We start from the raw sequence: 24888 nt of genomic DNA on the forward strand, positions 1-24888 counted from the left end.
GCGCAAGGTGCCCGGCTCGGCCATCAGTGATATCCTTCTTCCGGATCCACCTTGCCGCGGAACACCCAATAGGCATAGCCGGTGTAAGCGAGGATCAGCGGGACGAGAATCAGGGCGCCGACGAGAAGGAAGGCGAGGCTTTCATCCGGCGCTGCGGCGTCCCAAATCGTGACCGAGGTGGGGACGATATAGGGATAGAAGCTGATGCCGATGCCCGCATAGCCGAGCACGAAGAGCCCGAGCGAGGCGAGAAAGGGCCGGCTGTCGTGCTGGGTCCGCAGGCCGTTGACCAACGCAAGGAAACAGCCGGCTACCAGCACCGGGACGATGATGCTGAAGGCGGCCGTCGGCCAGCCGAACCAGCGCTGCAGATAGGTCGGCTCCAGGAACGGCGTCCAGAGGCTGACGACGCCCATGGCAACCAGTGTCCCGAGCGCCGCGCTGTAGGCGTACCGCCTGGCCCGTTCGGCAAGTTCTCCGGTGGTTTTCATGACGAGCCAGGTTGCGCCCAGCAGGGCGTAGCCCACCAGGATGGCTAGCCCCGTGGCAAGGGAAAAGGGAGTGAGCCAGTCCCACCATCCCCCGGCATAGGCCCGGTTCTCCACCGGAATGCCCTGAACCAGGGCGCCGAGCGCGACGCCCTGGGCGAAAGCTGCGACCATCGAGCCGCCGGCGAACGCCCAGTTCCAGAGATACTCGCCCCTCGTGGTGCGCCAGCGGTACTCGAAAGCGACCCCCCGGAAGATCAGGCCGAGCAGCATTGCGATGATCGGGGCGTAAAGCGCCGGCAGGATCGTTGCATAGGCCAGAGGGAAAACGGCCAGAAGCCCGCCGCCGCCCAGCACCAGCCACGTTTCGTTGCCGTCCCAGACGGGCGCGACGCTGTTCATCATCACGTCCTTCTCGCGCTTTTCTGAGAAGAAGGGGAACAGGATGCCGACGCCGAGATCAAAGCCGTCCAGGATCACATAGGCGAGGACGGCGAAGGCGATGATCGCGGCCCAGATGAAAGCGAGATCAAGTTCCATGGCGGGCACCTTCGTGTTTGGTGGCCTGCGGGGCAGGGGTAATGCCGGCGGTCCTGATCGGGCCCTCGTCCAGATCTCCCATGGGATCGCGGGGCAGGCGTGACATGAGGCGAAGGAGGTAGAATGTCCCTGCGCCGAAGATCAGGAAATAGACGATGATGAATGCGACCAGCGACGCGCCGACGGCCGGTGCTGAGATGGGAGATACGGAATCCGCCGTCAGCAGATGGCCGTAGATCGTGAAGGGCTGCCGCCCGACCTCCGTTGTGATCCATCCCGCAAGGACAGCCACGAAGCCGGCCGGGCCCATGACGATCGCCACCCTATGCAACCACTCGTTCCGGTAAAGCGTGCCGCGCCAGCGGCAATAGAGGCTCCAGACCCCGAGACCCAGCATGGAGAAGCCGATCAGGATCATGACGCGGAACGACCAGAAGACGATTGGGACCGGCGGGTGCAGTTCCTCCGGCACCGTGTCCAAGCCGGCCAACGGTGCGTTGCGATCGTGCTTCAGGATCAGGCTGGAAAGTTTCGGGATTTCGATCGCATAGTCGATCCGCTTCTCCTCGGGGTTCGGGAGCCCGAACAGGATGAGGGGCGCTCCATCGGAGTGGCTTTCGTAGTGCCCCTCCATGGCCATGACCTTCACCGGCTGGTGTTCGAGCGTGTTGAGACCGTGCATATCCCCGGCGACGATCTGGATCGGGGCCACCAATGTGAGCATCCACATCGCCATCGAGAACATCGTGCCGGCCCGCAGCGGAGAGGTGCGGCGGAGAAGATGCAAAGCGCCGACGGCTCCGACCACGAGGGCAGTGGTCAGGTAGGCGGCGAGGACCATGTGCACCAGCCGGTAGGGGAAGGAGGGATTGAAGATCACCGCCCACCAGTCCGCCGGCACGAACTGGCCAACCTCGTTGATGGCGAAACCGGTGGGCGTCTGCATCCAGGAGTTCACCGCCAGGATCCATGTTGCGGACATCAGCGTGCCGAAAGCGACCATAAGGGTGGCGAAGAAATGCAGGCTTGGGCCGACGCGGTTTCGCCCGAACAGCATCACGCCCAGAAAGCCTGCTTCCAGGAAGAAGGCGGACAGCACCTCGTAGCCCATCAGCGGTCCGATCACCGGGCCGGCCTTGTCGGAGAACACGCTCCAGTTCGTTCCGAACTGATAGGACATGACGATGCCGGACACGACGCCCATGCCGAAGGTGACCGCAAAGATCGTCTTCCAGAAGTCGAACAATTCCAGATAGACGTCCTGCTTCGTTCGCAGCCATAGCGCTTCGAGAACCGCCAGATAGCTCGCCAGTCCGATCGAGAATGCGGGAAAGATGATGTGGAACGACACGGTGAAGGCAAACTGGAACCGGGCCAGAAGCGTGGCGTCGAAGTTCTCGAACATCGCGTCCATTCCTCTCTCTTCTCGGGCGGTCGTAGAGACACGGAGGAAGATGGGTTAGGACGGACCAACGTCAATGAAGACAGATTGTCCCACTTAGAACCCCGATGCAAAAAAGAAGCGCCTCCTGAGGAGGCGCCGAGGTGGGGAGGGTACTTATGACGCTGTCGGCTGCCCTGACGAGGCATTCGACGAGGCCTCAACCCGGCGGCTGTCGAATTGTTCCCGGTCGATCCTCCACATTTTTCCTGCGGAACAATCCTCGATAGCCCCGGTTCTGATCTGAAGAATCAGGAGGCAATCATGAGCAAATCGATCGAAACCACCGATCACCAGGAAATTCGGAACTGGATCGAAGAGCGAGGCGGACATCCCGCGCGGGTAAAGTCTTCCGGCGAGGGCGGTATCCTGCGGGTCGACTTCGGCGAGCCTGAGGAGGCGCTCGAGGAAATCGGGTGGGACGACTTCTTCGAGGTGTTCGACAAGAGCAAGCTCGCCTTCCTCTATCAGGAGGAAACGTCTGGCGGGAAAACCAGCCGCTTCAACAAGTTCGTCTCCCGCACCAAACATTGACGTTCAGCCGAAGGAGGCCCCAATGCCCACGAGCAAGCATCTCCGCCCAGATCGCCCATCAGATGCCGACTTGGAGTCGGATCCCGGCATAGGGCAGTCGAAAGGTACCTCGAGATATTCCGGAGAGGACGACGCTGTCGGAACAAACACCGAGGAAGGTGACGTGATGAACGACACGCTGCCCACCGGCGGCATCGATCCGAACCAGCGGGGCCGCACCAACAAGTAAGAGGAAGCGAGGCAAGTCATGCAAGGCAACAAGACCCACCAGCAGCAGCGCAATATCATCGAGAAGCGCGAGAACACCGCGAATGCCGACGAGAGCTTCGATGCACGCGCGGATCTGAATCGGAGCGAGGCCGCGCGCGAGGCCTTCCGGAAGGGAGACAACCTCAACATGCGCACGGCCGAACTTTCGATGACGGACGATCCGTCGATCGTCCGCGGCGTCAACCAGGAAAGCGAGCACAACAAGGGCAGCGGCTCCTAGGCGTGTGCGTCGGTCAGGCTCCCGGAATGCGTATGGTTGCGAGCAGGGGAAGGTGGTCGGATGCCCTTCGCGCGAGAGGGGTGGAGATTACCTCCGCATCCAGGACCTCGATATTGTCGGAAACGAAGATATGGTCCAGGCGCATCAGAGGATAGCGAGAGGGGAAGGTGGGGCGTAAGACTTTTCCCGTCGAGGACTGGACATCCTTCATATGTCGGGAAACCAGGCGGTATGCCGCCGATCGCCCGATGGAGTTCAGATCGCCGAGCAAAATCAGCGGCTGACCGTCTCCCGCCGGGCCATCCAGCCAGGACGGTCCGAGCAGCGTCCTCATCTGGGTTACACGATCCTGCCGGCGTAAGCCGAGATGGGTGTTGAATATCTGGATCGGCTTTCCTCCGATCGTGACTTCTGTCCAGAGCGCTCCCCTTTGCTCGCCCGATGACGGCAGCATTCCGGCCTTCACGAGCTTCATCGGCAACGACGTCAGGATTGCGTCGCCATATCGCTCCTCCGCCACATGAAGAGCCGCGTGAAAATGGAAATCCATCTGCAGAAGCGACGCGATGACGTGCGCCTGGTCCGCGCCGCCCGTGCGCCGCCTCCCCACATCCAGTTCCTGCAGCCCGATGACATCGGGTGCCACGCTGGCGATGACCTCGGCCACCCGGCCGCAATTCAGCTGGCGGTCGGTGCCGATGCAACTGTGGACATTGTAGCTGAGAACCTTGAGGATCATTTCCTGCCGGGCGGGCGGTGGGTGCGCGATGTCTGACATGAGGCGGGGAACCCGTTTCGCTTGCTTTCGTTCCCTCGTTACCGTCGAGAGAAGGGGGGAAGATGATCACGTGGCGCCGGGTTTTCCAGTTGCTCATCGTCATTGCGATCGGTGTCGCCGTCCTGCTCGTCTATCGCAGCCTGGGCCGCTACTCGATCGAGGAGATCGAGGAGTCGGTCATGGCGATCGGCCGCCACAGACTCGGCTTCGCTTTCGCCTTCGTGATCGCTTCCTACATCTGCCTGACAGGCTTCGACTGGCTGGCCGTCCGCTATGCGGGAAAACCGCTTGCCTATCGCCGGACCGCGGTCGCGTCCTTCACGAGCCTTTCCATCGGCCATAATGTCGGAATGGCCGCCTTAAGCAGCGGTGCCGTCCGCTACCGCTTCTATTCGCGGTGGGGGTTGACGGGCGAACAGGTGGCGAAGGTCATCGTCTTTTGCGGCTTCACGGTCGGGCTCGGCCTTGTCACCCTGGCCGGCGTGGCGCTGCTGGCATCCCGCGGCGAGGGAGGAAATCTCCTCGACTTGAGTGGTCCCATGACGCTCCTGCTGGGGGCGACATGCTGGCTGGTTCCACTAGGTTACGTGGTGATATGCTGGCACGTGAAGCGCCCGATCGTGCTGCATCGCTGGCGGTTCGATCCGCCTCCGCTACGTCTTGCGGTCGCGCAGATTATCATCGGTACGCTGAATTTCGCCTGCGTCGCCGGCTGCATCCATCAACTCATGCTGGCCCTGTCCGACGTGGACTACCTGACCGTGGCGACCGCCTATGTCACAGCCAACATCGCAGCCTTGATCAGTCATGTTCCCGGTGGTCTCGGGGTCCTGGAAGCGACGATCCTCGGGATCCTGCCGTCGAGCGCCTCGATCGGCGCGCTCGTCGTTTTCCGGGTGCTCTACTTCTTCGTTCCGCTTCTGGTAGGGGTGCCTACTCTGATTGCGAGCGAGGCCTATTTCCGTCGGCAACCGCCGCCGGCCACTTCAGGACCGCCGGCGGGTTAGGCGAGAAAATGCCCGTTTTACGAAGACCAGCATGGGCCTGACCGGCCAGAAGGGCTGCTTCGGATCGATGATGCCGGTGCCCAACAGGGACTCGGTATCGCCCGTCCGAGGATCGACGTCGAAGGGGCGAAGGCCTCGCATGGAGGTGTTCAGCCTCTCGATCGCTGCAATCATCGAGCCGGTCTGCGCAACCAGTGCGGATACGCTCTCCGGTGATGCATCCAGATGTTCGGCGAGCAGGTCGTCACGAACCAGCCGGATTGCCTCGCGGCCTTCCACCGAACGGGTCTCGATTGCCAGATCGCACTCGGTGTCCAATCCCTCGGAACGGTTGTTGAGGTTGGATGAGCCGACGCGCACGAAGCGGTCGTCCACGATGATCACCTTCGAGTGGACCACGATTTCCCTTTCTCCACCCTTGCCGTCGGGCGCAACGGCATAGAAGACCCTAAGCCGATCATAGCGATCCGCCCGCTTCAGACGACGGATCAGGCGGTTACGATTCCTCCCCATCATCAGTTGCTCAAGAAAGCCGTGCGACTCGCGCGTGACGATCACCACGATCTCGGGGCCATTTCGTTCCTTGAGCCGCTTCGCCAGCGTTCTCGCGACGCCGAACGAGGCGAGATACTGCGTCTCGATATACAGGTGGCGCTCCGCAGACCGCAGGGCGTCGTGGGTGAGACGGATCGCTTCCCGGTGGCCGCGGCGGCCTTTCCATTTCCAGGCTTCCGTCAGGGCGAGTGCCGTGTGGCAGTTCGTCAGGGCCGGAGGCAGGTCCTCGGGCCAGGGTGTCGGCCCCTCGATCCGTCGCTCCGGCGGAAGCGTCTCGCCCGTCAGCTTGCGCCAGCGGCGCCTTGCCACATCGCCGACGAGAGCGGCCGCCGCCCCGGCGACGATGCTCTGGACGTCATGAACCGGGCCATAGGACGTCCCGTCGGTGGATTTCCGGAGCGGATTGTCCGGCCTGTGCGTCCGGTCGTCCCACCGTCTCGCCGTGAGATCGATGCCGCCGAGGAAGGCGGTCCGGTCGTCGATCACGACGAGCTTCTGGTGGTGACTTGCGCGGAGCGGGTGTTTGAAGTCGAACTTCAGCATAATCCGGGGGTGGTCGCTCCATTCCATCTTCCCGAATATCTTCAGGCTTTTTCCGGAATAGACGGGCCCCATGCCCCAGACCAGCAGACGGATGTGAAGGTCGGGCTGTGCTTCCACCAGCGCCCTTAGACGGTCGCCCATGGTTGGGCAATCGGGGTCTTCCGGCCTTAACCGGATCGTCGGATTGAAATCCCATCCGATGATGAAGATCGATCGCCGGGCTTGTCCCAGCACCTGGTCCAGCCGGCGGAAGTAATCGGCGCCGTCGATCAGAAAGGCCGCCTTCTCGGCACGGGCGCTACGCCAGGCGTTACGGCCGGGCTTTATGATCGGATTGACCTGGAAACTGTCTTCTGACGAATAAGCGGTCGTCGTCACGTCCACCTGCACACCCCTTGCTTGCGATCGCGGATGAACGCACGGATCCTTCCGCTTGTTCCGAAGCAGGCTGCATATTGCTGGGTGCTAGACAGGGCCTAGTCAAGCATAGGCGGGTGGGTTGCGTGTCTCGTCGGGGTTCGGGGTTGGAGTTTCATCTGGCAGCCTGTCCGGCTCCGGCTCGTCGATAGCCGGCTCCGGGTTCAGGTCCGGAGTCGGGACTGGCGGCCTTTCGCGCGGTTCTCTCGGATCGGGCAATTCGTCCTCCATCAGGTTCCGGGGTGGCCGGAAAGTCCTAGTTTTCGACCGCACCCGTCGGCTGTTCGTTGCCGGTGGCGCGGCCAGCCGGAAGATCCTGCACTGTGTCGGTGGGTTCAGGCTCGGCGATTTCCGCCGTTTGCAGCGAGGATTGCAGGAAATAGCCTGCGATCACCATGAGAACGACTACGACGGCTGCGCCGATCAATGCCTTGGCCTGGTTGGAGTTGCGCATCTTTTTCCCTGGTTCTTACATCGGTCGCATGAAGAACCGGCCGCACGGCCCAAAGTTCCCTTGAAAGCCGGAACCGGTCGGATCGGCGTGGCGTTCAAGGCACGGAACTGCAGCAGGCTTGCATTCAGGAGAAGACCGTGACGCATATGATGGATCATTTGGCAGCATGGCTCCGGGATGCCCATGCCATGGAGGAGCAGGCCCTTGCCATGCTTACCGCGCAGGCGAAACGTATCCAGAGCTATCCAGACCTGAAGGCGCGGATTGAGCAGCATATCGTAGAGACCAAGGGCCATGTGCGGCTGCTGCAGGACCTGCTGGATGCGACGCCGGCGGCCAAGGTCTCGCGCCTGAAGGGTTTCACAGGCAGGTTGGCTGCAACGGCTCAAGGTTTCGGAGGCGCGCTGACTTCGGATGAGGTGGTCAAAGGGGCCATGGCGGCCTACTCCTTCGAGCACATTGAAATCGCAGCCTACCGCGTTCTCATCGCTACCGCGGACGAGCTCGGCGAGGCGGGGGCGAAATCGGTGTTCGAGCAGATACTGCAGGAAGAGATAGCCATGGCCGATTGGCTGGCAGACAATCTTGGCGAGACGACCCGCCTCTACCTCCTCCGGGATGAGCGTGAGCTGCAGGCCAAGCGCTGAAGATCGCACTACCCATGGAGGTGGAAACGAAGGTCCTTCTCTTCCCGGACACCCTGTCTATAAAGTTCGAATATGCGGGCGGCGAGATCGTTGGCGGCGTCGCCGCGATTGCTCAACCCGCGTTCGGCGCAGGCGCCGCTGAACAGCCTCTGTATGCAGGCAAGCTCTTGCGGTTCGAATGTATCGGCGTATCCATCGTGATTCATTGGCGGCCTCCGTGATCCGGAGCAGGGGACGGTAGTCCCGTCGCTTCCTAAATTGAGAGAGGCCAGCCTACTCCTTCCGCCACCGCTTGCAAGGGCGGCGGAAGGTCTTATCGCATCTGTTCAAGAATCTCACGCAGACGTTATTGATCGTCGTCCTGCAGATGATTGGCCCCGTGGTCATGGAACTGTTCGGTCTGCACAGCCTTGCTGTCGAGCCCACGTTCGCGCGAATGCTGCGACTTGTCCCGGTTGGACAGCACCATGTTTTCGGGAAGCATATCCTTGTCGATATCTGTCATCGCCCCGCTGCCGTCGGACTTGCCCTGCGCACCTGCGCCCATGTGCCTCGAACTCGCATTCGCCATAGCTTTTTCTCCTTCTCTTTCGTCTGCGGTGCGCCGCAGGTCCCAGGCGGTGGATCGCCCGGCAGACTCCAAACCGCAGTGGGGGGAATTTGATCCTTGCGGCGGCGGAATCTATTCGATTTCCAGGAGAAAAAAGGTCGTGGGGCCGTGAGGCGTCTCGTTGCTCATGTCCAGCCGGACAGGCCCGCTCCCGCGGTATAGTGGAGGGTGCACGACGCCATCCAGCCCCACGGGCGAAATCCTCCACCGGCCGGAGCGGCCAGCCAGGGCAAGCCTGACGCTCCCTGGACGGATGCGCACCGGCAACGTTCCGAAATCCTCGATCACCTTCTCTTCCGGGTCGCGGAAGCGCATCCTGGTACTGCGTGCATCGGTGGCGTAGACCAGCAGCATTCGCTTGCTGTCGAGCAGGGAAGGTGTCTGATCGATGGCAGAGAGGGCCAGCAGGCCGCTACCCTGGGCGCTCTCGACATGGAGGATGTCGAGAGCCGCCGGCGAGGGGAGGGACGAGAATGCGATCGCTTCGGTGCGGGGTGTGACGATCTTTAGGAGACTGTTTTCCGTATCCAGCTCAAGCTGGCCCGTGTCGCTCTCGAAGATGCCTTTGGCGAGGTCGGTGCGATTGGCCGCGGAAAGAAGACCGGCGGTCTTCAAGGCGGCGATCATGTCCCGCCCTTTCTCGGAACTGCGCGGCTGGTCCACGGCGTGGGGAGCCCGCAGGCCGTTGCCGCGGCGAAGGCCGATGGCGGAGACCAGCGCCAGCGAGGTCAGGTCGTCCGGCTCCCTCGCCTGCATGTCGCCGTCGAGGTCGTCCAGCCCACGCATTGCAAAGGGAATGGTGTTGGTGGCGGCGGAAACATCGCCTCGTCTGAAAAGAAGAGCGGCCAGCGTTTCTCCAGCCCGGGCGACCGGGTCAAGAGCAATGGCATAGGGCAACATGCCCCGCTTGTGTGGGAATGGTTCGCCGTATCGCAGCGCGATCGGCCCATGGCCGTGCCGGCAGAGGATGTCCCAGCCTTGGAGGGCTGCATAGGCGGGTATGACCAGCCCGCCTTCGTAGCGGTGACGGTTCCAGAACACGTGGTCGTATTCGCTGATCGCGAACGGCTTGCCCAGCCACCGAGCTGCCGCGGCGGCCCGAAGGTAGGCGGCGGCCCCTGAAATTGCGCTATCATCCTTGATGGATGAGCCCGGCTCATACCCGTTGACACCGTCGTGGTAGGTGTTCATGGCGACCGCCTGGAGCTCCGATCGCGTCAGCGCTGTCTGGACGGTGGGCCAGTTGTTGTAGGAACTTATCAGCCCCTTGTAGCCAAGGCCGCGGAGGATGTCCGTCATTCTCCGCAGCAACGCCTGTTCGCTGTGGATGAAGTAGGCTTGGAGGTCACGCATGCGCGGCGTGTCGAGGTACCTGTCGCGCGGCAGCTCGATGCTCCCCGCCTCTAGCCGCTCCGAGGGCTGCAGGTCTCCCCAGGCTTCGCGCAACTCCGCGGTGGTTCTGTACTGCTGTTGAAGCCACGTGTTGAACGGCTGCTTCAGGCTGCTGGGATAGTGAGGCCGCCCCGGAATTTCATGAACGACCGTCTCGAATTCCATGCCGCCCTCATTGGCCAGGATCAGCAGGCCGAGGGCTTCATCATGGATGGGTGCAGTGCCGGTATACGGGTTGACCCTGGTCAGCATCTCCGTGACAAGCTGGCGCCAGTGTTCGAATGCCCGGTCGTCGTAATGCATCTCCAGTTTCAACCCCGGCGCCGGACCCCACCGGTCGTCGAAGCCGCCGTGGCCTCCACGCCAAGAGGTCAAGCCGTCCACCATCCAGTAGATGCCGTTCCGCTTCAACGCAGCCATCAGATAGTGCACCCGATCCAACGTCTCCGGATCGAGGTCGAAGTCCCGGCGGCGGCCCATCATCAGACTGGCGTCGAGGAAATGAAAACGCGCGATGTTGTAGCCACGCATCGCTAGCTGACGTGCGTAGACATCCGCGGTGGCGTGATCGGGAAAACCGCCGGAAGCCGGGCTCCAGGCAAGCGATGCACAGTGAAAGACTTCTTTTCCTGTCGGCGAAGCCTGCCTCGCCAGATGACCGCCGTCACCGACAGTCAGCCGCGCCCCGGCGCCGTCGATCGGCCGGTTTCGCAAGAACCGAGAGAAGTCGAGCGGGCTTCCGGTTTGAATGGAGAGGTCGGTTTCGCGGACCGGGAGCCAATCATCCGAGGCGGTAGCGTGGTTCTGGCATGTGATGACCGTCAGCAGGCCCATCAGCCACAGCGTCTTCCGCATCCCGTCCTCCTACCTCACGGCTTTCGACCCACAGGCGCGGATCCAGTCGCGGCCTGAAATATCCGAACGGCAGGGCGGCCGTGTGAAAAAGCCAGGCGACCACCGTGTAGATCCCCATCCGCAGGCTTGCCTTGCGAATGGATACCAGCCCGACCACGCACCCGGCCAGCAAAGACACCACGAAAACGGCGGCCAGCTTCTGGGGAATGAACAGAAGAAGCGCCACCGACAACAGCATCCAGCAGGCTACAGCTGCCCATAGCCTCAGTTCGGGCAGGCCGCCCAGAACCTGTTTCAGGTAGGGCTGGCCCATGGAAGCCCGCAGTACCTCACCGATCCCGAACAGGTATTTGGTCTTCCAACGGCGAACCAGCAGGCTGTAGGCATTGACGGAGTGCCCGTAGTGGGAAACGAAACGCCGGTCGAGCCGGTGGAGGCTCCAGCCGGCATGGCGCAATCTTACGCCGAGGTCGAACTCCTCGTGGCAGTGTAGGTTGCGGTCGGTAAAGTAGCCGATGCCCTCGATGGCCGAGCGCCGGTAGACACCCCCGCCGTTCATCCGGTCGATGTCACCGACCCGCAGCTCCGGCGGATTGCGTCCGACCCGCCGGGCGTATTCGAGGTTGTCGAGCATCTTCTCCTCGACATGCCCCGTCACCCCCGCCGCCCGTGGATGATCATCGAGATATCCTATGGCTTCCTGGAGGAAATCCGGTTCCAGCTCCATGTCGCCGTCGATCAGGCAGACGTAGCGCCCCGTTGAATACTGGTACCCGAGTTGCGGGCCGATGCCGCAGCTCGGCTGCGCCGGGGGCATGATCTGGACGATCCGCACAGGATAGCCTGAGGCGATCTCTATCGTGCGGTCGGACGACCCGCTATCGGCTAGGATGATCTCGCCTGTCGTCACCGACAGCGCAGCCAGCGCCGCTTCTATCGTCTGCGCTATCCGTTTCTCTTCGTTCAGCGTCTTGATGATGATGGAGACGTTCAATGGGACCTCTTGCCGGTTCGTGCCTCCAGAACGGAGCGGTAGACATCGGCGGTCGTTCTCGCGATCGACGACCAGGTGTAGTTCCTTTCGACATGGCGGATGCGAGACAGGGCCCGAGGCTCCTCGAACGGCTCTGCCAGTTTCCGGCGCAGCGCGGCGGCAAGGGCTTCTATGTCGCCGGGAGGGAAATAGTCCTCCGGCGGGAGTTCCACCTCGTGATTTGCGGGAATGTCGCTTGCCAGAACCGGCAGGCCGTAGCTCAAGGCCTCGAGCAGGGAAATGGGCATGCCTTCGTGCAGGGAAGGAAGAACGAAGAGCCCGGCCTGCGAATACAGGGCCGCGAGGGCTTCGCCGCTCTGAAAACCGGTCATCACCACGCCCGGTACGGCATTGGCGAAGGCCTCCACCTCGTTGAAATAGCGGCTGCGATGGTCTGCGTCCCCGACAATCGCGAGCTTCCAACCGGCCTGCGGAAGCCTTGCAAAGGCCGCGATCAAGTCCATCTGGCGCTTTTCCGGCACGATCCGGGCTACCATCACGATATACCGGCGGCGTTCGAGGCCGAAGCGTTCCAGCATATCCGGCATGGCCGTCGCCGGCCGCACCCCGACGCCGTTCGGCACATGCGCGAGGTCTCGAGCGTAGCGACGCCTCATGCTTGCCTTCACATCACGCGAGACGGCGATGGCGGCATTCGACGTCTGAACGGCCAGTCGCTCCCCGAGCCGCAGAACTCTCTTCGCCAGAGGCCCCCATTTCTCGCGGTCGTAGTCATAGCCGTGATGGGTGGTGACGACCTTCAAGCCGAAGACGCGTGCGAGGGGTGTGAAAAGACCAGGACCGATGGCATGGATATGCAGGATGTCCGGCCTCTTGAAGGCGGCGTAGACGACACCGGCAAACGTATGGACGAACGCTTCCAGCATCATCGACCGCGGCGCCCAGAGCGGCGTGACGAGGATGCCTTTCCAGATGGCATCCGTTTGCGATCGTAGATAAGGACTCCGGCCGATGACCTCGACCCGCCAGCCGCCGCGGATAAGCTCCTGAGCGAGCATCTCCACGTGGCGCTCGACGCCACCTTGGATATCCGGAACGCCCCGAAGGCCAAGCATCATGACGTGCCGTCCTGCGTTGGCTGCCTTTTGCGTTCCATCGGTCGGAAAAAGAACTTCCGATAGGGGTAACGGTGCAAGGTCCGGCGCCTCTGCGGCAACCACGCGAAGCGCCCCGCTTTCTTTCTGCTGCCGGTACGGTTCGGCGTCATCCTCGCGGACGGGATCAAGGGAACTGTCGAGGGGGGGAGGCGCAATTGCACGGGGCTGTACCTGCGGGCGCTTCTTCGTCGTCTCCAGGTGCAGCATCTTGTCGATCATGGGGTCCGGTCCAGAAATCATTTCCGGTCCCGTTCTACCGACAGGATATTCCCGCTTTGCAAATCCGGATGATAAAATTCTAATGATCCTGTGCCTGTGTGGCACAGGATGGGGGAATTAAGTGTCTTCGTCCTGTCCTATTTCGAAAGGGCCGGCATCCTGGCCGTGATCGCGGGCGCGAGTTCGCCGTAGAGCGCCAGCATCCGGTCGCGATAGGACGTGCGGGAGAAATCGCGGGAAACCCACTCCCTTCCGGCGGCTCCCATCTCTCGTCGCCGCGCCGGGCCGGCGTCCGCCAGTTGCGAAAGGGTATCGGCCAGTGTATCGACGGAGGCTGCGGGCGACGTCAGGCCCGTTTCGCCGGCCCGGATCATTTCGGGGATGCCGCCGATCTCGCTGCCTATGACGGGCCTGGCAAGTGCGTAGGCTTCAAGGATGCTGATCGGCGCGTTTTCATACCATTCCGACGGCAGGATCAATGCACGGGATTGGCCGATCAGCCGATGCAGTGCTTCGCCTGCCACGAAACCTGCGAACGTGATGTCAGCCCCGGCTTCGTCGGCCAGTTTGCGCAGTGATGCCTCCTCGGGGCCGGTCCCCGCGATGACGACCTTCTGCTTTGCTTGAGCCGCCGCACGGATCAGCGTGGATATTCCCTTCTCGGGTGCTAGACGTCCGGCGAAGACGAAGTAGTCGCCTTCTTCCCAATCGGTCTGGAAGAGACCCAGATCGACGAAGTTGGGGATGTAGACCAGTCGCTCCGCCTCCCATCCCCATTCTTCGAGCTTGTTGCGGTAGAAGCGGCTGGGCACGACGATACGATCGACCTTTGTCCGGTAGGTCCCGAGCAGGCGATGCAGGGAGGTCTCCGCATAGACGACCGCGCTCAGGGGAAGGGAGCCCTTGATGCAGCGGTGAAGGACGACATTGTGGATCTTTCCTCCCTTGCATTCCTCGCATATGCGCCCGTCGCGCAGCATCTTGTACGAGGGGCAGGCGATCTTCAGGTCATGGGCCGTCATCACCGTCGGAATGCCGGCATCCTTCAAGGTCGAGAAGATCGCCGGCGAAAGGTGATGGTAGACGTTATGGGCATGGGCGATGTCCGGCCGAGCCCTGGAGAGAAGGCGGCCGAGGTTCGCCCGGGCCTCCAGGGAGTAGATGACCTTCGATGCCTGGATTGCCTTGGCCAGTGCTCCGCTCTGCTGGCCGTACTCGATCTCCGAGACAAAATAGTCGGACCAAGGGGAGGGCAGGTTCTTCTCGTGCCGCATCGAGAATGGCACGACATTCCAGCCGATCTCCTCGAAGAGGGAGGAGTGATCGAGGAAGACGGCCTCCGCGCCGCCTCGCCGATAGAAGTAGTTGTTGATGTTCAGCAGGCGGGGAGACGGATAGATGCCGGGATGCAGGTTCATCGAGCTTGCTCCCAGCCCAGCCGGCGGATGGCCTCGGCAACCGTGACGACCGCGCAGCCGGCCTGGGCGGCATGGCCCACGAGGTGATCGAAGGTCGCGGGCGTGCATCCGTACGGCGTCGGTTCGTCGCTCACGTCATGGGTGAAGAAGATAAGCCAGCCGGGATTCTCCCTCACGTCATCGATCCAGCGCGTCAGTTGAACGGCGTGATCCTCCGGCTGACGGATTTCCACCGACTTCAACATCCAGGGATCGACATCTCCCCGGTTCACCGCCTCGCCGGCGCCGCGGCAAGTGGCATATCTTTGCTTCAGCGTTCGCCGCGCCGTCGGCCAGGCGGCGTTGTAGGGGAAGGCAAAATTCGTCGGGCGCTTGATTCCCAGATCGGCCAGATAACGGCCGTTGCGATCGAGATCGTCGGACAAGGAGCGGCCATAGCTGCGGACGCTGCGATGCGCATGGGTGTGGCAGCCGATCTCGTGCCCCCGTTCGAAGAGGGCGCGGCATCCTGCCGGGGAGATCAGCCTGCGATCGGGCTCCACCCGATCTGCCAAGCCGCCTGCGATGTAGAAGGTGCCTCGTGCGCCATGGTTTTCCAGGATCGCCGCACCATTGGTCAAAGCCGTGTCTGGAACATCGTCGAAGGTGAACGAAACGAGCGGCACGGAGGTCGTGACCGACCGGGTCCGCGGCGCCATCGTCCAGATCAGCCGGTTGCCGAGGCGGTCGATGAGTTGGTTGGCGCGCAGGATGAGGTCAGACATCCCGGCTTCCTCCCGCTCGCGCGTCTGCAACCTGCTGTGCGTCGGCCTCGTACTGGATACCGAAAAGGGCGATACCGAACATGAACCAGGTGAGATTGTAGCCGCTGGAGCTTTCGAAGAAGAAGCTCTCCAGGCCGGCACCGAAGATGAGGTAGAGCCAGATGCGCAGATAGAGCCGGGCGGCATGGCTGACATGGCCGCTTCGGTCGATCCTGCCAAAGGCACGCACCGGCACGACCAGAAACCAGAGGAGCGAGAGGAACAGCCCCGGAAGCCCGGTGGTCAGCAGGATTTCCACGTAGCCATTGTGGCTGTGGGCAGCGGTGACGGCCCAGGTTGCGATACCGCTCCCGCCGTATACCAGTTCCTCGGTCCTCCAGAAGGATTTGAGTCCGTAGCCGGTAAGCGGAAACTCCGAAATGGCGTTCATGGCGAGTCTCCAGACATCGGCCCGGTTGGTGAACGTCGCATCAATGCCGAGGGACTCGACCAGGCCAGTCAACGAAGGGGAAACGGCAGCCCCAACGGCCAACAGGTTGAGAAGCAGGACACCGCCGACGGCGAGCGGGATGCGCAGCAGAGGGAAGCGTTCGAAAATCCACGCCAGCATCAGGATGGCCGGAAGCATCGCCGACGCGGTCTTGCCGCCAGTATGGAGCAGGAACCAGACGGCGCCTGCCAGCAGCAGCACTCCGATGGGCCGCGACCATGTGTTCATCACGAAGAGGGCACAGAACGCGACCAAAACCATGGCCGCGGCCGCGTTGTTCTTGTGCGGGAAGTAACCGCGCCACAGGCCGGCATGCATCGGCTCCACAACTTCCGCGGCCGAATGGATGGAAAGCTCAGGCATGAAGCGCAGGCCGTAATAGCAGAGAAGCAGAACGGCACCGGTTCCGATGGCGAGCAGCTTGCCGAGATGCGGCTCGGACCGGGGCAGGAGAAGACAGCAGTTGGCAGCAACAAGAACCAGCGACGACAGGACCAGCGCCTTGAAGCTGTTGAAGCTGTGATTGGAGATTAGGGAGACGAGCAGGAACCATAGGAAGGTCAGGCCTACCAGCCATGCCGGCGGCAGCAGCCTGGTGCGCATCGGCGTCGCCAATGCTGTCGCTGCGGCGGCGATCGGCAGGCAGAGAAACAGCAACTGATTGAACTTGTTCGAGTTGTCCGTCGAAATACTGGCCCGCGACTGGAGCGTGAGATCAACGAACGGATCCAGCGAAATCCAGAAGAACAGGAAGATCGACACGAAGAGCAGACTGGCGAACAGCTTCCTGTCGACGATCGGCGGAGCGGCTTCGGCGGTTTCAACCTGCACCATGCCCTCCTCACCAGGCCTGCGGCGCGGCCTGTGTCGCTGCCCGGCGAAGATGGCCGGTGAGGCCGAAGAGGAGTGCCAGCCCGATGCCCAGCGCGATACCGGCAACCGTTCCGGCACCGACAAGGATGACCGTGCGCGGAGGCCAGCTTTTCGCGCGTGGCGGCACGGCTGGAGAAATTACGCGGACATTGGTCGTGTCGATCTGTTGACGCTCGGTAATCTGATGGGTGCGGGCCAGGAAGGTCTCATAGACCGCCGCCTTCGCCTGCGCTTCCCGCTGCAGTTCCCGCAGGCGCACCTGGGCATCGTTGTTGGTATAGACGGTACTGCGTTCTTCCGTAGCACGGTCGCGGAACTCTGAAAGTGCCGCCTTGGCCTGGTCCATTTCCGTCCTTGCCGACTGAAGGATCCGCTGAGCTTCGTCTGCCAATGCCGTCTCCAGCGCCGCCTGCTCCGACTGCAGCGCAATGAGGCGCGGGTGGCGGGCTCCGTAGGTCCGGGACAAGGAGCCGATCTCTTGCCGCAGGGTGTTGTAGCTGGCGCGCAGATTGGTCATGGCGGGAGAATCGAAAACGGCCGCATTGGCGGTCTGGCGGTTATCGAGAGCGGTCTGCATCTGCGTGAAGCGCGCCTCCGCCTGTATCGCCCGCTGCTGGGCCTCGACTACCTGCGTATCCAGCAGCGACGAAATCCGGCTGTTGGCGAGTTCTCCCGCGGTCGATTGAAGATCGTTCTCGCGCCGGAATGCCTCGACCTTTTCCTCTGCTTCCGTTACGGCGTAGCGCAATTCATCCAGCCGCTCTGTCAGACCGGCAGCCACCCGACCGGCGCTCTCGGCGGTCGACTGGAACAGCTCCGCCTCGAAGGCCCGGACGATCGATTCGGACAGCTGCACGGCCTTTTCCGGGCTTTCGCTCCAAACGGACAGGACGACGACAAAGGACCGTTCCTCCCGCCCCGCGCTGACCCGCTCGCTCAACTGCCGGAGGACGACAAGTTCCCGTTCCTCCTGCGTCGGTGCCGACGACGCCAGCGTCGTCAGGGACTGAAGCAGACCCGGCTTGTTGAATTCTGGGTCCTCCGTCAGATCGAGGTCGGCGATCACCTGGCGCAGGACGTTGCGCGACGTCAGAACCCGCAAGCGGCTCTCCACCTCGAGCAGTTGCGCTTCGCGCTGCTGGCTGGAGGCGAAGACGTCGTCGGTCACGACGTTGAGGTTCTGCGGGTCGACGATCAAATCCGTATGGACGGTATAGCGCGGAGTCGCGGTGACGGCATAGCCGAGAGCGGCAAAGGCACCGATCAGCGCCATGGCTACGACCAGCCGGATGCGATGCTGTACCCACAGAAGCACGTCTGCCGGGCCGAGCTCGCCCAGGCTGCGGATCAGCACGTGGATCAGGTGCTGGAGGTTCGACCGGTCGTCGGTCAGGAGAACGGGAGTTTGTCTGCGGGGCGCGCCTTCAGCCTGCGGCGGTGCCGGGTTCGCTTCGGCCGCCATGCTGGTGTAGGCTGCAAGGTCGCGTTGGGCGCCGGAGCGCTCGATCAGGTCGAGAAGCGAGGAAGGGCGCCCGGCGGCAGAGCCGGCTGGAGCAGCTCTCCGATCCGCTCTTTGCTGTTCTGGCTCCTTCGGCCGATACATTCCAAACTCCAACCGAACTGTTTCGTAGGGAGAGACCGCGGGTACGCCAGACTAACCTCGATGGATAGGCGAACGGCGTGAAGTTTGGGTTAATGGAAGTCCGACAGGAGGCGGCTCCAGCTCTCGGAAGCCAATCCCCCGACATAGATGTCACCGCTTGCGGCGGCTCGGCGCAAGTCGTCGTGACGGCTCACCATGCAGAAGTAGCCGCGGTGCCTGAAGCGCATCCTTCTGTTGCGCATCAGGGCGTTCATCAGGAAGGGCTGGGACATTCCGCGGGCCGCAACATGGCCTTCGTGGTCGAGTTCGTGGAGCATGTGCGCCACAACCTCGGTCTCATGACCCGCAGAGGCGAGCACGTCCAGCACCTCCGCCGTTCGCCCGGGATTGCGGAAATAGAGCAGGCAGCCGATGTCCTTGCCGGCGGCGTCCGAGACGATCCGACACTGCAGCTCGCCGAGGGTCCTGTTCAACCGGGCGCCGTCCATCAGCCAACGGACCTCCTCGGTGGTCCAGGCGGGCCGCAGCCAGAACCGTTCCGTCATTTCCTCGGCGTAGCGGCGGAAGTCGGAACTCGTTGCGTTTCGGGAGCGCCATCCGCTCACGGGCTGCATCGTGAAGGCCGAGAGGCGGGACCGGATCAGCCCGTCGGCAAGACGAACAGGCAGGGAGGATGCCATGGGCCGAAGCCATGTGATCTTCGCTCCGGCCTTTTCGAGACAGGAGCCGATCGGCCGGAACGTACGGCGCCATTGGAGGCTCTGAACGGGCAGCATCATCCCGCCGCCGGTGGTCCAGTGGTCTGCGCTTACGGGCGATGCATTGTCCGAGAAGCAGAAATCCGGCTGCGAGACGCGGATTGCGCGCGCCAGGCGAGCGGCTCCGGCCAGTCCCGCCTTTCCGTCGGCCATGAAGGCGCACAGAAGACGGGCGGTAATCTCCTGCCCGCCCATGGAAAACGTCATGGGCAGAGCCAGGAGTGCGCTGTCTATGCCGCCGCTCGCATTCACGTGGACGATCGAGCCGTGTGCGGGATCATAGACCGGAGATTCGAAGAACAGTCGGTGCAGGTAGTCGAGCTGATCCGGCGAAGGATCTCCGCTCCGGCCGCGAAAGACCTTGTTGAAGAGCCTGGCGACGGCCGTCAGATCCTCCGCCCGCATGGGACGCACGCCGCGGCAGGACGCTACGGTGGGAGCCAGGCGCTCGTCTTTTTCAACGATCTGCCTCATTCCGCAGGTGCTCCCGAGCGCGGATAGCTTTCGCCGGCCGATCTGAGCAGGGTCCGCAGATAGGTCAGCCAGGCCGCCATCATCATCGCGATCTCGATGACGTAGTAGGAGATCAGGGTTCCCTGCGGTGCCGCGTACCATGTCGCCCAGGCGGCAAGGGCCGCCCCCATCAGGCTGCCGCCGCCCAGTACGGCGCCGCGGGCGCCCTGGTGTCCGGCCGCCCCGAGTGCTTCCAGCGGGATTGCCCAGCAGGCGACCGGCACCACGACCCAGCAGAGGTAACGGACGAAGGTGACGAGCGAGGTATATTCGTGACCGAAGAGATAGGGCAGAATAGGCGCGCAGATCCAGACGGTGACCGAAGCGGTGATGCTGATGGCGAGTGCTGCCAGGAAGATACGCCGCACCCTGCCGACGGCATTGTGAAGGCCACCCATGCTGGCGCGCGCCGTTCCAGGATAAAGAATCCGGTTGAGGGCATCTACGGACAGGTAGCTGCTCTCGATGATCCGCCGCGCGACGCTGTAGCTCGACATGATCTCGGCGCTGGTGACGAGGCTGAGGACGAGGAGATCGGCGTTCTGGCGGGCGGCCTTCAGGATGAACGGGATGCTGAAGAAGAGCCCCAGCCGCAATTCCTCGCGGACGAGCTGGAAGCGTGGCAGTCCTAAGGGGGCGAGCACCTTGATGCACGCAACGAGAAAAAGCGCGTGGGCCGAGAACTGCCAGATGATCCAGCCATCCAGCGTCGAGACGCCGAGGAGCAGGCATGCGCAGCCCGCAGCCGCAGTCCGGACCAGCGCAAAGCCCACGACGGCCTTGTTCGCCGATGCGAAATCGGAAAAGGCGATGAACACCTGCTCGGTGAAAAGAATGGCGCGGACGAGGACGATGTTCGTCGCCAGCATTACGGTGATCAGGACAATGTTGGCGACCGGGTCGTCCGCCACCTTGAAGAAGAACGGCAGCACCATTGCGCCGAGAATCACGAGCAGGAGGCCGCTCGTCGTGATGAGGATCAGGTTGTGGCCCAGCATGACCGGGTAGATCTGCGGGTCGCGCGCCACACGGCGCACCAGGCACTCGGTGGCGCCCAGACCGCACAAGTGAACCGCGATGTTCGCCACGGCCGTGATGGCGACGAACAGGCTGAATTCGTGAACGCCCAGAAAGCGGGCAAGAATGGCGAAAGTCAGCAGTTGCGCGGCGGAGCTGATGACCAGGCTGCCTCCCGAGGCGGCATAGGAGGCGATCATCGGGAGAAGGGCGCGGTATTTCCGTCCTGCGGCTGTGCCTGTGGTCATGGCGGTCACTCTGCGGCCGCAATCGTTGCAGCCGGCATGGCGGTCAACGTCGGAGGTGATTTCCTCACGAATTGTTTGTGCCACAGTTGGGTGGACAGGATCCCAACGAAGGCCGCATTGTCGCGGAAGCCCGATGCGGGGCTCGTCCGGCATTTCTGGTGCAGTCTCGTGACCGCTTTCGGATTAAAGAGGCCCGCCGCCGCGATTTCTCCTTCGCCCAGGCAATCGGTCACATAGGCGTGCCCGCCGGGAGCGACGAAGGCGCTGCTGTCGGGTGCTCGGTAGGGCTGTTTCGAACGGCGGAGGATCCCGTCCGGGACCACTCCCTTCGCGACCTTCCGCAGGATGTGCTTTTCTTCGAGACCCCGCAGCTTCATCTCGGGGGAGAGCCTGCTGGAGAATTCCACGAGGCGATGGTCGAGGAACGGGAAGCGGCCTTCCACCCCGTGCGCCATCGCCATCCGGTCTCCCTGGCTGGAAAGGATGTAGCCGGGCAGGAGAAAACGCGCCTCAAGATACTGCGCCTGGTGAAGCGGGTGCCATCGGCGGAAATCGGCGGGGAGGCGCGAGGCGAGCTCTTCGGCGGCATCATATCCCTTCAGCATCAAACGCAGGTCGTCGGAATAGAAGATCTTCGCCGCAGCCGTGCTGCGGAAGCGTGGTCTGTGGGAAAACAACGGATCTTCGGGATGGTCGCTGCCCGCCCCGAAGAAGGCGGCGAGATAGTCCGGAGACTGCTGCTTCAGGCCCGGAAGATAGGGATAGAGCCTACGGAAGAGGTGCGGGCGAAGGCGCGATTGCGGCTGTCGTGCGCAGAAGCGCCGCACACGGGCCTCGCGGAAGATGTCATAGCCGGCGAAAACCTCGTCGGCGCCTTCTCCGGTCAGGACAACCTTCATCCCGGCGCTCCTGACCAGGCCGGAGAGACGGTGAAGCGGTGCAGGCGCAGTCCTCAGCACCGGCCTTTCGGCGAAGCGAACGACCTCGGGAAAATCGGCTGCGATGTCGCCTGCACCGCAACGCACGGATCGGTGTCGGGTGCCGAGGTTCTCTGCCACCATCTGCTGGAAGGGACTCTCGTCGTGCTCCCTGCTGTCGAAGGCGACGGAGAAGGTGTTTAATCCCTGGGGCGCCATGGGTGCGGCAAGCGCGGTGATGAGGGATGAGTCGAGGCCGCCCGAGAGATAGGCGCCTACAGGCACGTCTGCGCGCATTCGCAGGCGGACGGCATCCATGAGCAGGGCCGCGAGTTCCTCCTCCCGCGCCACTTCCCCCCGATCGGCGGCATCCCCGATGTCAGGGAACTGCAGGCTCCAGTACGGCTTTTGCGTGAGGACGCCATCTTCCACCGTCAGAAGGCTGCCGGGCTCGAGTTCGAGGATATTCCTGAACGCCGTTCGCGGTGCGATGGGCGCCCAGAGCGTGAAGATCTGGTCGAGGGCCAGCACATCGAGTTCTGCCTCGACGCCTGGAACCTCCAGAAGCGCCTTGATTTCCGAAGCGAAGTAGAGGGTGCCGTGGGACCGGGTGTAGAAGAGAGGACGGACCCCCATGCGGTCGCGGGCGAGGAGCAGCCGATGCCTGCGGCCATCCCAGATCGCGAAGGCGAAATCGCCGTTCAGGCGCTGAAGGCATTCATCGCCGAAGGTCTCGTAGAGCTGCAGCAGCACCTCCGTATCGGTCTCGGTGCGGAAGCGGCATCCTCGCGCCTTCAGTTCGTTGCGAAGTTCGACATAGTTGAAGATCTCGCCGTTGAAGGCGATGACGATGTCGCCTTCGGCATTGGCCATGGGCTGGCGGCCATCGTTGAGTCCGACGATGGAAAGGCGGACATGCGCAAGGCCGATGGCGGCCGCTGCAAAGGTTCCCCGCCCGTCGGGTCCGCGATGGGCGATCGCCTCCGCCATCGCGCCTAGAAGGCGTTCTGTTCCACTTGGATGATCTGCCTCACCCAGAAATCCTGCAAATCCGCACATGCCCAGCCACCTTCCCGCGCCGGGAAGCTAGCGAAAAGCCCTGATTTCCAGGTTAAGGGTGACAGGCAAAAAGCGGAAAGGGTGAACGGAAGCTTAAATCGGGGACATCTCCTGGACGACCGTTGGCCAGAGCTCCGACACCGTGGGGTGGATAGGCACCGCCCAACGCAGCGTATCGAAGGTTGCTCCCGCGTTCATCATGTCCAGCACACCATGGATGGCCTCGTCTCCGCCGGTTCCCAGGATGGCTGCCCCGAGAATGCTGCGGGTATCGGCGTCGGCGACGATCTTCATGAAGCCTTGCGTCTCGCCCTTTTCAATCGCACGTCCCACACGGCTCATCGGCCGTTTGCCGACCAGGACCTTCTTCCCGGCCTTTACCGCCTGGGTTTCGGTCATGCCCACCCGCCCCAATGACGGATCGATGTAGAGCGCGTAGCCCGGGATCCGGTCGGAAACCCGCCGGTCTTCCCCATCCAGAAGATTGGCCGCCACGATCTCGAAATCGTTGTAGGCGGTGTGGGTAAAGGCGCCCTTTCCGTTGCAGTCGCCCAGGGCCCATATACCTTCGACGGTGGTGGAAAGGTCGTCCTGCACCTTGATGTAGCCGCGCTCGTCAACCTCCAGGCCCGCCTTGTCCACGCCCAGATCGTCGGTATTGGGACGTCTGCCGGTGGCGAGGAGGACGTCGGAGCCGATGACAGTGGGTGCACCTTCCGTGCAATCCACCCCGACTGCCATGCCGTCCGGATGAGGGTCGAGGCGGATGCATTCGGCTCCTGTCCGGAATCGGATGCCTTCCTCCTCCAGGATTTTCCGAATAGCCTCCGAAACATCCGGATCTTCCCTGCCGATGACGCGGTCGCCTTTTTCGACCACGGTGACCTCGGCGCCGAACCGGCGGTAGATCTGGGCGAACTCCAAGCCGATGTAACTGCCGCCGATGATGACAAGATGAGCTGGCACGCGATCCAGCAGGACAATGCTGCTGTTGGTCAGATAAGGCACGCGATCGATGCCGGGAAAGTCCGGAACTGCCGCTCTCCCGCCGACATTCACGAATATTCGCGGAGCGCGCAGAAGCTCCTCGCCGACCCGCACGGTATTTCGGGATTCGAAACGCGCATGCCCCTCGATCAGGCTGCATCTCTCCATCCCCTGCAACCACTCGATATTATTCTTTCGCGCGTTCAGCGTCACCTGATGGGAGCGGGCCTTGACCTTCGGCATGTCCACCCTCAGCGTTCCATCCAGCTCAAGGCCGTAATCGGAAGCCCGGCGGGCAAGGTGGGCGGCATAGGCACTGGCAACGAGCGCCTTCGTCGGCATGCAGCCGGTGTTGACGCATGTGCCTCCGACATGCTTGCGCTCGATGATGGCGACGGTCATTCCCTCTGCCGCCAGACGTCCGGCGAGCGGCGGCCCAGCCTGCCCGGTGCCGATAATGATGGCGTCGAAGTCCCTCATGACACGGCAAAGACGGTGAGCGCGTTGATGATCAGCCATGCGCCCACGACGGCGATCGCATCCTCGATGAAGGCGGCTGGCGCATCGCGGCGGAAGGCTTTCGCCATTGCGGAGCGAAAAGCCGCCCCGCCGAACGTACCGGCCACCGCTCCTATGGCACCGGCGGCGAGGGCGCCCGGCCATTGCCCGAATCCGGCGCCGATAGCCGCTCCGGCGAAGGCTCCCGTGATCACCCGGGTCGCGAACTGCATCGGTACGGTTCGCTTGGGTGTGCTGGGAAGCTGATCCGTTATCAGTTCGGCAATCGCCAGTGCCGTCAGGATCAGCACGGTCCAGATCGAGCCGAGGAAGGCCAACCAGGTGCCGGTCAATCCCAGGAAGCCGAAATAGGCCCCCCAGCTCACTGCGGCAGGAGCAGTCATGGCGCGCAATCCGGCGATTGTGCCCATCAAAAACGCAAGCAGATAGATCATCGGGCGCCTCTCCGCGGACGAGCTTGTTGACTATGCCCGCCGATGCAATCACGACCACCGGAAGAGTCAAGCTGCAAAGAGCGCATGCAATAGATGACTGCCGGGTAGGCAGGAGTTCTTCGCTGCGCGGAAGCATATGGGAAATATGCCCGGCATTCTCTATGATC

The 24888-nt window shown here is 62.8% G+C and carries 24 protein-coding genes; 6 read left to right on the forward strand and 18 right to left on the reverse strand.

Annotation, left to right across the window (positions count from 1 at the left end; all coding sequences use genetic code 11):
* Window positions 1-23: 23 nt before the first annotated feature.
* Together cydB and RTCK_RS10500 are read right to left on the reverse strand one after the other, a co-directional pair.
* The gene (gene cydB, locus RTCK_RS10495; protein WP_142592766.1) at window positions 24-1028 is read right to left on the reverse strand and encodes a cytochrome d ubiquinol oxidase subunit II; all 1005 of its coding nucleotides are present in this window, start codon (window positions 1026-1028) and stop codon (window positions 24-26) included.
* Complete coding sequence (locus tag RTCK_RS10500) at window positions 1018-2433, reverse strand: cytochrome ubiquinol oxidase subunit I (protein ID WP_142593107.1); 1416 nt, start codon at window positions 2431-2433, stop codon at window positions 1018-1020. Before RTCK_RS10500 ends, cydB begins: the two co-directional genes overlap by 11 nt.
* Window positions 2434-2733: 300 nt before the next feature.
* On the opposite strand from RTCK_RS10500, the gene RTCK_RS10505 reads away from it, so the two are divergent.
* Genes RTCK_RS10505 through RTCK_RS10515 form a run of 3 tightly spaced genes read left to right on the forward strand, consistent with a single transcriptional unit; the run spans window position 2734 to window position 3493 of the window.
* Window positions 2734-3003 (forward strand): hypothetical protein, encoded by a 270-nt coding sequence (locus RTCK_RS10505; protein WP_142592767.1) that lies wholly within the window; start codon window positions 2734-2736, stop codon window positions 3001-3003.
* A gap of 22 nt (window positions 3004-3025) precedes the next feature.
* Window positions 3026-3232: a hypothetical protein gene (locus RTCK_RS10510; RefSeq protein WP_142592768.1), complete on the forward strand. Its 207-nt coding sequence runs from the start codon at window positions 3026-3028 to the stop codon at window positions 3230-3232.
* A gap of 18 nt (window positions 3233-3250) precedes the next feature.
* Window positions 3251-3493: a hypothetical protein gene (locus RTCK_RS10515; protein WP_142592769.1), complete on the forward strand. Its 243-nt coding sequence runs from the start codon at window positions 3251-3253 to the stop codon at window positions 3491-3493.
* A 13-nt stretch (window positions 3494-3506) separates the two neighbouring features.
* Here the strand turns inward: RTCK_RS10515 and RTCK_RS10520 are convergent, their stop codons facing one another.
* A complete protein-coding gene (locus tag RTCK_RS10520) occupies window positions 3507-4271 on the reverse strand; it encodes an endonuclease/exonuclease/phosphatase family protein (protein WP_235988662.1) in 765 nt (254 codons plus the stop codon).
* A 62-nt stretch (window positions 4272-4333) separates the two neighbouring features.
* Here RTCK_RS10520 and RTCK_RS10525 point away from each other — a divergent pair, with 62 nt between their 5' ends.
* A complete protein-coding gene (locus tag RTCK_RS10525) occupies window positions 4334-5278 on the forward strand; it encodes a lysylphosphatidylglycerol synthase domain-containing protein (protein ID WP_142592770.1) in 945 nt (314 codons plus the stop codon).
* Here RTCK_RS10525 and RTCK_RS10530 read toward each other — a convergent pair.
* Together RTCK_RS10530 and RTCK_RS10535 are read right to left on the reverse strand one after the other, a co-directional pair.
* Complete coding sequence (locus RTCK_RS10530; protein ID WP_235988663.1) at window positions 5258-6754, reverse strand: phospholipase D-like domain-containing protein; 1497 nt, start codon at window positions 6752-6754, stop codon at window positions 5258-5260. The genes RTCK_RS10525 and RTCK_RS10530 overlap by 21 nt on opposite strands.
* A gap of 295 nt (window positions 6755-7049) precedes the next feature.
* Window positions 7050-7247 carry a hypothetical protein gene (locus RTCK_RS10535; RefSeq protein ID WP_142519593.1) on the reverse strand — a complete coding sequence of 66 codons (198 nt, stop codon included), beginning with the start codon at window positions 7245-7247 and terminating at the stop codon, window positions 7050-7052.
* Window positions 7248-7393: 146 nt separating this feature from the next.
* Between RTCK_RS10535 and RTCK_RS10540 the strand changes: the two genes are divergently transcribed.
* Both RTCK_RS10540 and RTCK_RS10545 read left to right on the forward strand, forming a co-directional pair.
* Window positions 7394-7894: a ferritin-like domain-containing protein gene (locus RTCK_RS10540; protein WP_185928005.1), complete on the forward strand. Its 501-nt coding sequence runs from the start codon at window positions 7394-7396 to the stop codon at window positions 7892-7894.
* 14 nt (window positions 7895-7908) lie between these two features.
* Window positions 7909-8115, forward strand: coding sequence for a hypothetical protein (locus RTCK_RS10545; RefSeq protein WP_142592773.1), 207 nt, complete (start codon window positions 7909-7911; stop codon window positions 8113-8115).
* A gap of 125 nt (window positions 8116-8240) precedes the next feature.
* Here RTCK_RS10545 and RTCK_RS10550 read toward each other — a convergent pair whose 3' ends face one another.
* The 13 genes from RTCK_RS10550 to RTCK_RS10610 form a co-directional block, all read right to left on the reverse strand.
* A complete protein-coding gene (locus RTCK_RS10550; RefSeq protein ID WP_142592774.1) occupies window positions 8241-8465 on the reverse strand; it encodes a hypothetical protein in 225 nt (74 codons plus the stop codon).
* A 111-nt stretch (window positions 8466-8576) separates the two neighbouring features.
* The gene (locus tag RTCK_RS10555; protein WP_142592775.1) at window positions 8577-10751 is read right to left on the reverse strand and encodes a glycoside hydrolase; all 2175 of its coding nucleotides are present in this window, start codon (window positions 10749-10751) and stop codon (window positions 8577-8579) included.
* Window positions 10678-11745, reverse strand: a complete 1068-nt coding sequence (locus tag RTCK_RS10560; RefSeq protein ID WP_142592776.1) for a glycosyltransferase — start codon at window positions 11743-11745, stop codon at window positions 10678-10680. The genes RTCK_RS10555 and RTCK_RS10560 overlap by 74 nt, the downstream gene beginning before the upstream one ends.
* On the reverse strand, window positions 11742-13121 hold the full coding sequence (locus RTCK_RS10565) for a glycosyltransferase family 4 protein (RefSeq protein ID WP_235988664.1): 1380 nt from the start codon (window positions 13119-13121) through the stop codon (window positions 11742-11744). Before RTCK_RS10565 ends, RTCK_RS10560 begins: the two co-directional genes overlap by 4 nt.
* A 137-nt stretch (window positions 13122-13258) precedes the next feature.
* Window positions 13259-14539 (reverse strand): glycosyltransferase family 4 protein, encoded by a 1281-nt coding sequence (locus tag RTCK_RS10570; RefSeq protein ID WP_142592777.1) that lies wholly within the window; start codon window positions 14537-14539, stop codon window positions 13259-13261.
* Window positions 14536-15303 (reverse strand): polysaccharide deacetylase family protein, encoded by a 768-nt coding sequence (locus tag RTCK_RS10575; RefSeq protein WP_142592778.1) that lies wholly within the window; start codon window positions 15301-15303, stop codon window positions 14536-14538. The genes RTCK_RS10570 and RTCK_RS10575 overlap by 4 nt, the downstream gene beginning before the upstream one ends.
* Complete coding sequence (locus tag RTCK_RS10580) at window positions 15296-16627, reverse strand: O-antigen ligase family protein (RefSeq protein ID WP_142592779.1); 1332 nt, start codon at window positions 16625-16627, stop codon at window positions 15296-15298. Before RTCK_RS10580 ends, RTCK_RS10575 begins: the two co-directional genes overlap by 8 nt.
* 7 nt (window positions 16628-16634) lie before the next feature.
* On the reverse strand, window positions 16635-18269 hold the full coding sequence (locus RTCK_RS10585; RefSeq protein ID WP_142592780.1) for a GumC family protein: 1635 nt from the start codon (window positions 18267-18269) through the stop codon (window positions 16635-16637).
* 89 nt (window positions 18270-18358) lie between these two features.
* Window positions 18359-19501: a GNAT family N-acetyltransferase gene (locus tag RTCK_RS10590; RefSeq protein ID WP_235988666.1), complete on the reverse strand. Its 1143-nt coding sequence runs from the start codon at window positions 19499-19501 to the stop codon at window positions 18359-18361.
* Window positions 19498-20805, reverse strand: a complete 1308-nt coding sequence (locus RTCK_RS10595; protein WP_142592781.1) for a lipopolysaccharide biosynthesis protein — start codon at window positions 20803-20805, stop codon at window positions 19498-19500. The genes RTCK_RS10590 and RTCK_RS10595 overlap by 4 nt, the downstream gene beginning before the upstream one ends.
* Before the next feature lie 5 nt (window positions 20806-20810).
* On the reverse strand, window positions 20811-22781 hold the full coding sequence (asnB, locus tag RTCK_RS10600; protein WP_142592782.1) for an asparagine synthase (glutamine-hydrolyzing): 1971 nt from the start codon (window positions 22779-22781) through the stop codon (window positions 20811-20813).
* Window positions 22782-22874: 93 nt separating this feature from the next.
* Complete coding sequence (locus tag RTCK_RS10605; protein WP_235988667.1) at window positions 22875-24287, reverse strand: FAD-containing oxidoreductase; 1413 nt, start codon at window positions 24285-24287, stop codon at window positions 22875-22877.
* A complete protein-coding gene (locus RTCK_RS10610; protein ID WP_142519606.1) occupies window positions 24245-24721 on the reverse strand; it encodes a DUF4126 family protein in 477 nt (158 codons plus the stop codon). The genes RTCK_RS10605 and RTCK_RS10610 overlap by 43 nt, the downstream gene beginning before the upstream one ends.
* Window positions 24722-24888 lie beyond the last annotated feature (167 nt).

The sequence above is a fragment of the Pseudorhizobium endolithicum genome, assembly GCF_902153245.2.
GTDB classification, from domain to species: Bacteria; Pseudomonadota; Alphaproteobacteria; order Rhizobiales; family Rhizobiaceae; genus Neorhizobium; species Neorhizobium endolithicum.

Excerpts from the sequence above, each read along its gene's own strand:
- RTCK_RS10505 (WP_142592767.1), top strand. The coding sequence starts at position 2,734 with ATGAGCAAATCGATCGAAACCACCGATCACCAGGAAATTCGGAACTGG.
- RTCK_RS10565 (WP_235988664.1), bottom strand. The coding sequence starts at position 13,121 with ATGATCGACAAGATGCTGCACCTGGAGACGACGAAGAAGCGCCCGCAG.
- RTCK_RS10510 (WP_142592768.1), top strand. The coding sequence starts at position 3,026 with ATGCCCACGAGCAAGCATCTCCGCCCAGATCGCCCATCAGATGCCGAC.
- RTCK_RS10550 (WP_142592774.1), bottom strand. The coding sequence starts at position 8,465 with ATGGCGAATGCGAGTTCGAGGCACATGGGCGCAGGTGCGCAGGGCAAG.
- RTCK_RS10595 (WP_142592781.1), bottom strand. The coding sequence starts at position 20,805 with ATGACCACAGGCACAGCCGCAGGACGGAAATACCGCGCCCTTCTCCCG.
- RTCK_RS10535 (WP_142519593.1), bottom strand. The coding sequence starts at position 7,247 with ATGCGCAACTCCAACCAGGCCAAGGCATTGATCGGCGCAGCCGTCGTA.
- cydB (WP_142592766.1), bottom strand. The coding sequence starts at position 1,028 with ATGGAACTTGATCTCGCTTTCATCTGGGCCGCGATCATCGCCTTCGCC.
- RTCK_RS10580 (WP_142592779.1), bottom strand. The coding sequence starts at position 16,627 with ATGGTGCAGGTTGAAACCGCCGAAGCCGCTCCGCCGATCGTCGACAGG.
- RTCK_RS10570 (WP_142592777.1), bottom strand. The coding sequence starts at position 14,539 with ATGAACCTGCATCCCGGCATCTATCCGTCTCCCCGCCTGCTGAACATC.
- RTCK_RS10585 (WP_142592780.1), bottom strand. The coding sequence starts at position 18,269 with ATGTATCGGCCGAAGGAGCCAGAACAGCAAAGAGCGGATCGGAGAGCT.
- RTCK_RS10590 (WP_235988666.1), bottom strand. The coding sequence starts at position 19,501 with ATGAGGCAGATCGTTGAAAAAGACGAGCGCCTGGCTCCCACCGTAGCG.
- RTCK_RS10540 (WP_185928005.1), top strand. The coding sequence starts at position 7,394 with ATGATGGATCATTTGGCAGCATGGCTCCGGGATGCCCATGCCATGGAG.
- RTCK_RS10605 (WP_235988667.1), bottom strand. The coding sequence starts at position 24,287 with ATGGCTGATCATCAACGCGCTCACCGTCTTTGCCGTGTCATGAGGGAC.
- RTCK_RS10575 (WP_142592778.1), bottom strand. The coding sequence starts at position 15,303 with ATGTCTGACCTCATCCTGCGCGCCAACCAACTCATCGACCGCCTCGGC.
- RTCK_RS10555 (WP_142592775.1), bottom strand. The coding sequence starts at position 10,751 with ATGCGGAAGACGCTGTGGCTGATGGGCCTGCTGACGGTCATCACATGC.
- asnB (WP_142592782.1), bottom strand. The coding sequence starts at position 22,781 with ATGTGCGGATTTGCAGGATTTCTGGGTGAGGCAGATCATCCAAGTGGA.
- RTCK_RS10610 (WP_142519606.1), bottom strand. The coding sequence starts at position 24,721 with ATGATCTATCTGCTTGCGTTTTTGATGGGCACAATCGCCGGATTGCGC.
- RTCK_RS10520 (WP_235988662.1), bottom strand. The coding sequence starts at position 4,271 with ATGTCAGACATCGCGCACCCACCGCCCGCCCGGCAGGAAATGATCCTC.
- RTCK_RS10515 (WP_142592769.1), top strand. The coding sequence starts at position 3,251 with ATGCAAGGCAACAAGACCCACCAGCAGCAGCGCAATATCATCGAGAAG.
- RTCK_RS10525 (WP_142592770.1), top strand. The coding sequence starts at position 4,334 with ATGATCACGTGGCGCCGGGTTTTCCAGTTGCTCATCGTCATTGCGATC.
- RTCK_RS10500 (WP_142593107.1), bottom strand. The coding sequence starts at position 2,433 with ATGTTCGAGAACTTCGACGCCACGCTTCTGGCCCGGTTCCAGTTTGCC.
- RTCK_RS10545 (WP_142592773.1), top strand. The coding sequence starts at position 7,909 with ATGGAGGTGGAAACGAAGGTCCTTCTCTTCCCGGACACCCTGTCTATA.